The organism is Variovorax sp. P4_B10, assembly GCF_056402375.1.
Genome location: NZ_JBFUHN010000137.1, coordinates 1 through 10,222, shown reverse-complemented (window position 1 = coordinate 10,222; position 10,222 = coordinate 1). Strand labels below are relative to the sequence as shown.

The following is a 10,222-nucleotide window of genomic DNA, read 5'->3' as shown; positions in this document are numbered from 1 at the left end:
GGTGATCTCGGCATCACAGTCGAAGCATCGAACCAGGCGCGCGTTCATCTCTGGTACGAATCGTATTTCGGCCACCCCTACGAGGCACTGAGCAGCGCCTGCGACGGAATCGATCGCTTCCTTGTTCCGGCTACGTGCGTCGGTGTTCGACCCGGCGAGCTCTATGCGCCGAACGGCCTCTCCATGCTGTACGACGGGGTACTGACGATGAACCCGCTCATGCCGCATCGCGATCTGTTCAATGAGAAAGCCGCGTCGTATCGCACGCGATGGCCGTGGCTGCAGATTCGGTCGGACGGTCTTCCTCACGCTGAGGCTGCACCACGCTAAGCGTTCCGTGCACTGAGTGGTACATCGCCCCGTCGCGCCAGTCCTGCGAGTGCCTCGCCGCGGACCTCTGCATCACGGTCCTGCAGGTTCTTCCACAGAAGCTTGCGGATCTCCGGCGTGTCCGCGTCCTGCATCGAGCCCAGACCGAACGTAGCCCAATTGCGCACGAGATCGTCGGCGTCACTTGCGAGCCGAAGCAACGCTTCGATGGCGACCGGTTCAGGGTATCGGCCCAGCGAGACCGCAACGTCCCATCGAAGCAACTCATTGCGATGCGTCGACAGCCGCACGAGTTCGACCAATGCCGCAGGATGTGGCCGATGGCCCAGTCCCGAGACTGCTGCGCGAACCACCTCGTCATGCGTATCGTGCAGGCCCGCAAGCAGCAGCGCTTGCGTTTCGTCCAGTCCGTACTCGATGCTGCCGAACTCGACGCCGCGTTTGCGTTGCCGCAGTTGGGATGCGATGTAGAGGCCAAGGCCTCGTCGTCTCCAACTCGGAATCCCCGACAACCATCGCGCAAGCCCAAGCGTCTCCGGCGAGCCGCGCATCTGCAACTCGACAATTGCCCGCCAGTGCCGATCGCTCCCCCAGTCACGGAGCGCGATGCGGATCAGTTGCCGCAGGGTTCGCGTCTTGTTGGGGTTCTTCATCGGTCGCGTCATGGCTCGCGATGTTATCTGTCGGTACATTCGGACCTGAAGCAATGCCCACAGCGCCCCAAGAAGGACGAAAAACCAATGCTCTCCCCGCCGCGGCTTGATGAGGTGAACCTCGATTCCGATTGGACCTACCGGAGGCCATACCCCCCATTGGGATTCCGGCCGTTTTCCGATTGCGCGATCGGCAACGGAGACACTTTCGGCCTGTATTGGCCGATAGGGCTGGAGGACAAGGAACCCATCGTCGCGGAGACCTGGCACGACAGTTGGGAGCTGCAGCCGACCTTCTCCTGCCTGGCATCGTTTCTCGCAGCGCGAGACAACGCGGAAGATGAATACCCGGAGGCGCCATCGCTTGCTGCGGATGGCAACTCTCCGCGTGCGCTTGTCGACGCCGCCAAGGAGGCGATACGAACGCAATCGACCGAGGTTGTCGTCCTGCACCTGGAGAAGGCGACGGCGATGCTTCCGGAGTACACCGATGCTCTCTCTTTGCTATGGGCGCAGTACGCGAAACAGGGCCGGACAGAGGAGGCCATCGCAACTGCGCTGCGAGCCATCATTGCCCCTCCGTCATTCGGCAAGCGTGCGACGAAGGCGCTGCGATGGCTGAAAGGGCAACCAGATTCGCCGGGCCAGGATGACCCGATCTGGCAGGCGCGCGCGCAGCTCACGTTGTCGTACGGCGGCACGAAGACGAACGACGACTACGCCATCTATCGCCATGCGATTCAGGCATACATCGACAAGTCTCAGTACACGAGCGCATCCACATTGATGCAGACCTATGCGGAGCTCATGTATTCGGAAACCGTGTCCTTTCAAGAGCGCTATGGCTTCGAGCGGGACAGCTTCATCGCCTGGCAGATCGAGGTCAGCCGCAAACTGCCCAATGGCCCGAGAGCTTGACAATGCTCGACCGCTGCGAAGCCGGGGAAGACGTGACCACGACCCAGAATGCAAGTCTGCATAACTCGAGGTTATTGCCACATGAACAAGATGCGCCTTGAAGGTCAGAGTTTTGTCGAACTCAACGCGCCCACAGATGCGCAGATTCGACAGAGGCTGCTCGCACTCCGGAGCGCAGGAAAGCACTCGTATGCATCGCTGACGAGTGAAGACGGAAGCTACGTTCAGGTTGCGGGTGGCGGGGCAACCTGCATGGTGGAGAGATTCGACGCCGCAACCGGGAAGCGGGAGAGGGCGTTCCACGGCAAGCCGAACCCAACTTTTCCGGACGGAACCCTGCTTGTATTTGGCGCGGGCAAGCTGACACTCAAGTCCGACGAGTGGTTCATGGCGGATGCTGTGGTGGAGATATTCCTGTGCTTCAAGGAAGCTCGCGAATATCCGGACACCGTGCATTGGCGTCCGGCGCCGGGCTTCTGAGGTGGCGAACCCGGGCCTACCAGGTGGGATCGATCGGCGTAACCACTGCCCTCAGACCTTCTACTGTCTCGGCCGCATCCAGGCATTGGTCTTCCCGGAAGCGTCGCCCGGTGAGCAGTACGCCAATCGGGAGTCCTGTCTGTTGATCACGAGCGGCGGGCACGCATGCGCTGGGCAGACCCAGCAGGTTGGCCGGAACCACAGGCCGCATCATCTCCAGCGTCTGAGCGATGGCTTCGGCAGAGGATGCGTCGTAGCCGTGCGTGAAGGGCAACTGCGTCCATGTCGGCGTGAGCACCAAGGGATAGTCGTCCATGAACATCGACCACGCGCGCGCGAGGGTGTCCCGCGTCATGAACAACTTCGACATTGCAGCCGCGTTCTCGACCTTCGGAACCAGGGGAAAACAACCCGAGAAGAACGCCTTTCCATCCTTCCCCATCAGGGGTTCCATCTCGTCCCACAGCGCAGCGTAGTCGCCGATAAGAAGTTGGCCCCAGGCTTGTACGACTTCCTCGTAATGAGGCGGCGCGACTTCCTTGACGTCATACCCTGCGTTCGAGAGCGCGTCCGCCGCTTTGCGCACCGCTTGGGCGATCGCCGGATTGCAGGCGCCACCGGGTGGGTTCGCAACAACTGCCACGCGAAGGTGATCCTGAAACTTTCCGGCGAACGGAACATCGACAGCCAGCGGATCGCGAGGGTGCGCGCCCATCATGGCTTGCAATCCAAGACGTACATCCGCTACCGAGCGGGCCATCGGACCGTGCACGGCCATCAGTTGCCAGGCGATGGGCCGATTGTCCAGCGGCGCCTGCGACGCATCGGCTACTCGACCGGAAGACGGCTTGATCGATGCAATGCCGCACGCATTGGCAGGGTTGCGCAATGACCCGCCGATGTCGTTGCCGATGCCAAGCGGGCTCATGCCACTCGCAAGCGCAGCCGCTTCGCCACCGCTGGAGCCGGCGGTAGTACGGTCGAATGCCCATGGGTTGCGCGTCAGGCCATGCAATGAACTGTCCGTGTGCACCCGCATGGCGAGGTCGGGGAGGTTGGTGCGGCCTATCGGAATGGCGCCGGCCGCGCGCATGCGTTCCATCAGCGGAGCGTCCTGGGCTGCGATAGCGTTTGCCAGGGCCGGAACTCCCCACGTGCTGGGCGTGCCCTTCAGGTCGATGTTGATCTTGACCGTGATGGGAACCCCATGCAAAGGGCCCAGGGCAGCGCCCGATGCGACGGCCCGGTCCGCCGCATCGGCAGCGGCAAGCGCTTCGTCCGGAAGTGTTTGCACGATGGCATTCAGTTTCGGATTGACGGTCGCAATCCGGTCGAGGTGCGCTTGCACGACCTCCCGGGACGAAAGATTGCCGGACGCAATCGCGTGCGCCAATTCGGTTGCTGAGCACTTCCAGACTTCAGTCATGACTGTCTCCCTGTTTGACAACGTGTTTGGGAAAGTCTAGGTTCGACGCGCAAACCCAGACCCCTGCCAAACACCCCCGTTCAAATGAACGGGGCGGCCTGGGGTCAGCATCAGAAGGGAGGGGAGACATGGCCATCGGTCGGCTCGCTGCTGTGAGCAGCTATTTGTTGCAGCTTTATGAGCGCGCTGGCGAGGCGGACGCCAAGGCGTACTCGTTTTTTGCACTGGACGGCATACGGCATCTGCTTGGCGCACACAAGGCATGGTGGGGTGTGATGTCGGTGTCCGAGAGCGGACCACAGTTGCTTGGCTCCTTTCGCTCGGGTCTGCCAGCCGAATACGAAACCGCATGGGAGTCGGTCAAGCACGACGACAGCGTGACAGCGATGGTCGCGAGGGTGAAGAACCGGAACGTTACGCTTGACGCCGACGCCATCCCGCCTGCCAGTGGCCTTGTGCGGCTCGCGGAAGGTTTTGACCTGCGCCAGGTCTTGTCGCTGTCGGTGGATCTGCCGGACCAGAAGGACGCTTTCATGTTCGTCTCGCTCTATCGAGGGCAGGGGCAGCGGCCGTTCACCCCGGACGATCGTTCCATCAACCAGAGCTTGATCCCTCATCTGCACGCGGCATGGAAACAAAACCTGCGCGGACGGCTACGAACCGTCGAAGACTGGGCTCAGGACGGCGTGCACAAGGCATTCATCGATCAGGTGGGCTCGATCGTCCAGGCGGAGGACGGATTCGCTGTGTCGGTGGCCAAGCGTTGGCCGACCTGGAGGGGAAAGGCTTTGCCTGCGCTGTTGCGGGCGACGGTGGAGCGGGCGCGCTTCGCGCCGGGCCGTTGGATTGGAGACGATGCATGGGCAGTGCGCGCCGCACCTGCCGGGCTGCTCACGCTCATCGAGCTTCGCCAGGGCAGTCCGCTGGACCGTCTGAGTCCAAGGGAAAATCAGGTAGCGAAGTTGTACGCCGAGGGGGCGACGCACAAGGAGATTGCCCGCATCATTGAGTTGACCCCATCCACAGTACGGCACTACTTGCGCGAGGTGTACGCAAAGCTCTCGATAGACAACAAGGCGAACTTGGCAGCTCTGATGACTCGCGCACGCAAGTAGGACCTATCTTCGCGCTCCATCAAGAAATGCATCCATCGCGCTTCGGAATGCAGACACCGGGTCGCTGGCTGCGGTGATCGCCCGTCCGATCACCACATGTGAAGCTCCGGCCTCTGCTGCAGCAGCAGGGGCGGCGACCCGCGCCTGATCTTTCCCTTCGCTACCGAGCAGCTGAATCCCTGGACAAACGATGAGGGCACCAGCAGGAAGAATCTGGCGCAACCTTTTCGCTTCTCGGGCCGATGCAACAACGCCATGGCACCCTGATTTGCTCGCCAACAAGGCCAACCTTTCGACCTGCGCATCGACCGAGGGCGCCAGGCCAATTTCGGGCAAATCTTCGTCACTCAAGCTGGTGATGACTGTTAGCGCCAGTATCTTGAGGTGTGGGAAGGATGCTGCCGCATCGACAGCAGCTCGCAGAACCGCCGAGCCTGCGCAAGCGTGGACCGTCACAAGTGTTGCGCCCAGTTTTCCTGCTTCCCTGACAGCGCCCGCGACCGAACTGGGAATCTCGTGAAGCTTGAGGTCAAGAAACACGCTCTTGCCCAAGCTGACAAGGTGGCGCAGCAAATCAGGGCCAGCCGCCGTCAACATCTGGAGGCCGACCTTGTAATGGTCTGCTTCAAAGCCAAGGCGCTCTACCAGTGCTGCCGCATCGGATGCAGACTCGAAGTCGAGCGCAACAATTACTGGTGACGTCATGGCTGTGGAATGGAGCGGGCCGCCGGGGCTAGAGGAAGCGAGTCAGACTTGATTGCGTTTGAATGCTTCCTTGCGCTCCTGTCGCTCAGCGTCGAACGACTTGCTAAGCGTCGCGGAAAGTTCTTCCCTGCGCATCTCTTTCCCGCATTCCTGGCACATCGGACCCAATCCCGGATCCTTTCCGCACGGAACGTGCGTGTAGCGAATGGCCACCTCTTGCTTCCTGGACTTGCACCAAGTCTCACCCCACGCGCGAAACGCCAAAAATACGGGATAAAACCCGATGCCCATCTCGGTGAGGTAGTACTCGTTCCGCAGCGGCCTTGTGTTGTACGGCCGGCGTTCGATCATTCCGTCTGATTCGAGTTTCTTCAGCCGACCCGCCAGCATCTGTGGCGTGGCCTGTATCTGCGCCTGAATCTCCTCGAAGCGATGGCTCCCGAGGAACAACTCGCGCAGCACCAGAACTGTCCAGCGGTCGCCGACGATCTTCTGAGCCAACGCGACCGGGCAGAGGGTGTCCTGTGCCACCGATGGCGGCGCACTTCTAGCCATTTTTTTCCTCACATTTCATGTGGCTATGATAATCATAGGTACAGTTGTCGTGTTCGCGAAAGGGCCTATCAACCAGTCGCGAGCCGCGGAATCAGCTGATGCACCGCGAATAGAGCTACTGATACAGAAAGGTTTTCAATATGTCTGAAGCTACAAAGCTGAATCTTGCTGCAATCGCCGACCGCTACGCCGCGGCATGGCTCTCGCACGATCCCCAAGCCATTGTCGCGTTGCATGCGCCTGACTCGACCTTTCAGGCGCATGGTCGTAGCGGAGAGGTCAGGGGCAAGGCTGCGCTGCTCAAGGAGTTCGCCGGGGTGTTTGAGCTCTATCCCAATTTCGGCGTCGAGATACGTCGCCTTCTTCTTGGTGACAAGCACTGGACGCTCGATTGGAATCTAACGTTCCAACCACCCGGAAAAGAGCCCAGAAAGTTCCATGCGCTCGATGTCGTGGAAGTGGATGGCGCTGGACTTGTCACAAGGAAAGATACCTTCTTCGATTTTGCTCAAGCCAAAGCAGCACTCGAAGCGAAATGAGGGCAAAAAAAACATGACGAACGCAAAAACCTTCACCGCCGCTCCCGTGACGCCACTGTTCGATCGACCATTGATCAACGCGCTGCCGGTCGAGCATCTGTGCGATCTCAGCATCGACCTGGAGCTCGGCCAGGTGATCAAGACCCACCTCGGCACCCGCTTGACCTTCGTGGTCAAGGGCGGACGCTTCGAAGGCCCCCGCTTCCGAGGCGAATTGCTGCCGGGCGGCGGCGATTGGGTCCACCTCGGTGCTGACGGGATCAGCCGCATGGATGTTCGCGCCACCTTGCGCACCCATGATGGCGTTCTCATTCACTATGACTCGCAAGGCCTCCTCAGGTACCCGGCAGATGGCCGTGAGCGTCTGGCCAAGGGCGAGCGGCTGTCCTTTGATGAAACATACATCCGTCCAACGCCCAGGTTCGAGACGTCCGACGAGCGCTACGCCTGGCTTTCCGGAATGGTCACCGTCGGCTACGGCGAATACGGCCCTGGCCGCATCGATCATCGGATGTATTGCATCCTGTGACATGACCTGCGCAGAGCGCGAAGCGCAGTGCTGCGCAGGGCCCGGTCTCAAGCTTCGCCCGCATCATGCCTGACACCCACTACCTGTTGCTGTTCATCGCCACCGGCTGGCTGTTGAACCTCACGCCCGGGCCGGACGTGCTGTACATCGTCACGAATTCGCTAAGGTCCGGAACCAAGGCCGGTTTGGTGGCGGGGCTTGGCATCACGGCCGGTGGCTTTGTGCACATCTTCGCGGCCGCGCTGGGCGTGAGTGCGCTGCTGTCGACGTCCGCGACCGCTTTCGCCACGCTGAAGTGGATTGGCGCAGCGTACCTGCTGTGGGTCGGCGCCAAACTGCTGCTGGCCAGAGCACCGCGGGCTACTGCGGAGATGATCGCCCTGGCGCAGGCGCGGCCGGCCACTGGCCTGGCGGGTGTGTTCCTCGGGGGCTTCTGGACCAACGTTCTAAACCCTAAGGTGGCGATCTTTTTCCTGGCCCTTGTGCCGCAATTCATTGCACCGGATGCGCCCAACAAGGCATGGACCTTCGTGCTGTTGGGCATCTTGTTCAAACTCAACTCCCTCCCGTTCAACTGCGGCTGGGCGCTGGCTGCCGGCTGGATGGCCCACTGCGGCGCCGTGCAGCGCGGCCTGCATTGGCTGGACCGCATTGCGGGCGTCATGTTCGCCGGATTCGGCATCAAGCTGGCCTTGACCGAAATTGCGCCTCGTTAGCCGCCGTCCAAAAAAAGCGTTTGAACTCAGGCATCAGGCCTTGCTCCTGCGGCACGATACTCTCGAGAACGCATGCCTAAACTTCGCCACATCCTGGGATCTTTGTTGACCTCGATCGCGCTTCAAGCCGATGCTGCAGAGGTGCTTTTGACAATGGAGTCTTACGGCCCGATTCGCATGCGATGAGATTTGAAGCGGACGACCGGATCACCGAGATGTACGCCGGCTACACGCATTCGATTCGCTACGTCGAAGGCTGTTCGTGAGCGGCGCAGTTCCTTCTGCTTCGCGCGGTGCGGGGTTGAAGAAAATACCCTCGGCGAACGTTCCGTGCATGGCGTCATTGAGCTAGGCACCGCGGCCCGCGCCGCGCGTCAATTAGATATTTCGTTTTCATCGCTCTGCGAAGACGACAACACGTCTGCTTCGGAACGCCGAACATGCCGCCGTACAGCTGCGCGTCTGCGCTACCATCGCGCCGCGGATCCCAGAATCCGCGAAGGGAGGGTAGGAAGCGCGCCGAGACGATCGGCCCTATAAGCGCAGCTGCCCGTGGATCGTCCTCATCTACGCATTGGCAGCCATGTCATCTCCAGCGTCACCCCCATTCATGCCCACGCTCGGGGCCTCGGGCTGGGAGGTCAGCGGCCTGAACGTGGCGCAGCTCTCGCAGAACGCCCGCCTCGTCACCCTGCAGACACCCGAGGCCGCCCAGGTGGCCAACGACGCCGTGGTCGTCGAGCGCTTCACCGGGCTGGAGAGCGTCAACGACCTCTTCAACTTCGAGATCGACGTGCTCGCCACGTCCAGCGCCTTCGAGCCCTTTGCACTCATCGGCGAAGAACTCACGCTGCGCCTGCTGCTGGCCAATGGCCGCAGCCGTGCCTGGCACGGCCAGCTGGTCGGTGTCGATGCACTTGGCGGCGACGGCGGCCTGGCGCGCTACCGCCTGCACCTGCGCCCCTGGTTCGCCAGCCTGGGCCTGCGCCGCGACTCCTTTGTCTACGTGAACAAGAACGTGCGCGACATCGTCAGCGAAGTCTTCGCCGACCACGTCGGCGCCAGCTATGCCTTCGAGCTCACGCAAGACCTGCCGCAACGCCCCACCTGCGTCCAATACCGCGAGTCGGACCTTGCCTTCGTGCGCCGATTGCTGGCGCAAGAGGGCCTGAGCTTCAGGTTCGACCACGAACAGGACGACGGCCCCTCGTCCGGCGCCGCCGCCGGTCAGGCCACGAACCAGGGCATCCCGCCGTCACGCCACAAGCTCGTGATCTTCGACACCCGGGCCAGCGCACCGCTCTGCCCGCTGAACCCGATCCGCTTCCACCGTGTGGACGCCAGCGAGCGCAGCGACAGCATCACGCACTGGAGCGCCAAGCGCCAACTCACGCCCACCGCCACCACCCGCAGCGCCTGGGACGCCAGCACCCTGCAGGCGCCCGTGGGCCAGAGCAGCACGGCACTGGACTTGGGCGACATCCCCGTGCTCGAACACCACGACGGCGCGGGCTCGCAGCGCTATGCCAACAGTGCGGCGGCCGCCGCCATGGCCGAGCGCCAGCTGTTGGCCCACGAATCGCGCATCAAGCGCTACCGCGGCGAGGGCAGCGTGCGCCAGCTGGCCGCGGGCCAGCGCTTCGAGCTGAGCCAGCACAGCCGCTACGGCCAGGACGGGGATGGCCAGGCCTTCGTTGCTCTCGCTGTGAGGCACGAGGCGGCCAATAATCTCGGCGCCCAGGCGGCCCAGGTCCTCGAATCCGGCGACATCGAACGCGGCAGCTACCGCAACCGCTTCGAGGCCCAGCCCGCCGACGCGAAGATCGCCCCGCTCTGGATACCCAAGCCCACCGCGCCCGAAGCCATGGTGGCGCTGGTGGTCGGCGCCGATGACGACGAGGCGCCGACAGCAGTCCACACGCAGCGCGACCACCGGGTGCAGGTGCGCTTCCATTGGCAGGCCCAGCGCGCGGCGCAACAGCAGTCAGGACAGTCGGGCCAGGGCGGACAGGGCAGTCTGATCACGGCCRGCCGCTACAGCAGCGCGGCCGCCTCCGTCTGGCTGCGCGTGGCTGCACCGGTGGCCGGGCCGAACTGGGGCGCGCACCATCTGCCGCGCGTCGGCTCCGAGGTGCTGGTGTCCTTCATCGAGGGCGACGTCGACCGGCCGGTGGTGAGCCAACAGCTCTACAACGGACAGGACCTGCCGCCCTGGTCGGCGGGCACCGATTCGTCGGCCAACCACGCGGGCGTGCT

12 protein-coding genes are annotated in these 10,222 nt (G+C 62.5%); 8 read left to right on the top strand and 4 right to left on the bottom strand.

All coding sequences use genetic code 11. From position 1 onward, the window contains the following. A partial coding sequence (locus AC1DXX_RS32385; RefSeq protein WP_478138300.1) for a nucleotidyltransferase family protein occupies positions 1 to 330 on the top strand: 330 nt, incomplete at its 5' end. Here the strand turns inward: AC1DXX_RS32385 and AC1DXX_RS32380 are convergent. Continuing rightward, the gene (locus tag AC1DXX_RS32380; RefSeq protein ID WP_478138299.1) at positions 327 to 983 is read right to left on the bottom strand and encodes a HEAT repeat domain-containing protein; all 657 of its coding nucleotides are present in this window, start codon (positions 981 to 983) and stop codon (positions 327 to 329) included. The genes AC1DXX_RS32385 and AC1DXX_RS32380 overlap by 4 nt on opposite strands. A gap of 87 nt (positions 984 to 1,070) precedes the next feature. On the opposite strand from AC1DXX_RS32380, the gene AC1DXX_RS32375 reads away from it, so the two are divergent. Continuing rightward, positions 1,071 to 1,901 (top strand): tetratricopeptide repeat protein, encoded by an 831-nt coding sequence (locus AC1DXX_RS32375; RefSeq protein WP_478138298.1) that lies wholly within the window; start codon positions 1,071 to 1,073, stop codon positions 1,899 to 1,901. An 81-nt stretch (positions 1,902 to 1,982) separates the two neighbouring features. Beyond that, positions 1,983 to 2,381, top strand: coding sequence for a hypothetical protein (locus AC1DXX_RS32370; protein WP_478138297.1), 399 nt, complete (start codon positions 1,983 to 1,985; stop codon positions 2,379 to 2,381). Between the two features lie 16 nt (positions 2,382 to 2,397). Here AC1DXX_RS32370 and AC1DXX_RS32365 read toward each other — a convergent pair whose 3' ends face one another. Then, positions 2,398 to 3,807, bottom strand: coding sequence for an amidase (locus tag AC1DXX_RS32365; protein WP_478138296.1), 1,410 nt, complete (start codon positions 3,805 to 3,807; stop codon positions 2,398 to 2,400). Positions 3,808 to 3,935: 128 nt separating this feature from the next. On the opposite strand from AC1DXX_RS32365, the gene AC1DXX_RS32360 reads away from it, so the two are divergent. Further along, entirely contained in the window at positions 3,936 to 4,922 is a 987-nt protein-coding gene (locus AC1DXX_RS32360) for a response regulator transcription factor (RefSeq protein WP_478138295.1), read from the top strand. 3 nt (positions 4,923 to 4,925) lie between these two features. Here AC1DXX_RS32360 and pyrF read toward each other — a convergent pair whose 3' ends face one another. Together pyrF and AC1DXX_RS32350 are read right to left on the bottom strand one after the other, a co-directional pair. Beyond that, a complete protein-coding gene (gene pyrF / locus AC1DXX_RS32355; RefSeq protein WP_478138294.1) occupies positions 4,926 to 5,627 on the bottom strand; it encodes an orotidine-5'-phosphate decarboxylase in 702 nt (233 codons plus the stop codon). 42 nt (positions 5,628 to 5,669) lie between these two features. Continuing rightward, complete coding sequence (locus AC1DXX_RS32350) at positions 5,670 to 6,158, bottom strand: winged helix-turn-helix transcriptional regulator (RefSeq protein WP_478138293.1); 489 nt, start codon at positions 6,156 to 6,158, stop codon at positions 5,670 to 5,672. Between the two features lie 164 nt (positions 6,159 to 6,322). Between AC1DXX_RS32350 and AC1DXX_RS32345 the strand changes: the two genes are divergently transcribed. The 4 genes from AC1DXX_RS32345 to AC1DXX_RS32330 all read left to right on the top strand — a co-directional run. Beyond that, the gene (locus tag AC1DXX_RS32345) at positions 6,323 to 6,721 is read left to right on the top strand and encodes a nuclear transport factor 2 family protein (RefSeq protein ID WP_478138292.1); all 399 of its coding nucleotides are present in this window, start codon (positions 6,323 to 6,325) and stop codon (positions 6,719 to 6,721) included. A 13-nt stretch (positions 6,722 to 6,734) separates the two neighbouring features. Continuing rightward, positions 6,735 to 7,250 carry a DUF3237 domain-containing protein gene (locus tag AC1DXX_RS32340; RefSeq protein WP_478138291.1) on the top strand — a complete coding sequence of 172 codons (516 nt, stop codon included), beginning with the start codon at positions 6,735 to 6,737 and terminating at the stop codon, positions 7,248 to 7,250. Between the two features lie 65 nt (positions 7,251 to 7,315). Then, positions 7,316 to 7,966 carry a LysE family translocator gene (locus AC1DXX_RS32335; RefSeq protein ID WP_478138290.1) on the top strand — a complete coding sequence of 217 codons (651 nt, stop codon included), beginning with the start codon at positions 7,316 to 7,318 and terminating at the stop codon, positions 7,964 to 7,966. A gap of 610 nt (positions 7,967 to 8,576) precedes the next feature. Further along, positions 8,577 to 10,222 (top strand): type VI secretion system Vgr family protein (locus tag AC1DXX_RS32330; RefSeq protein WP_478138289.1); only part of this gene is annotated, 1,646 nt, incomplete at its 3' end.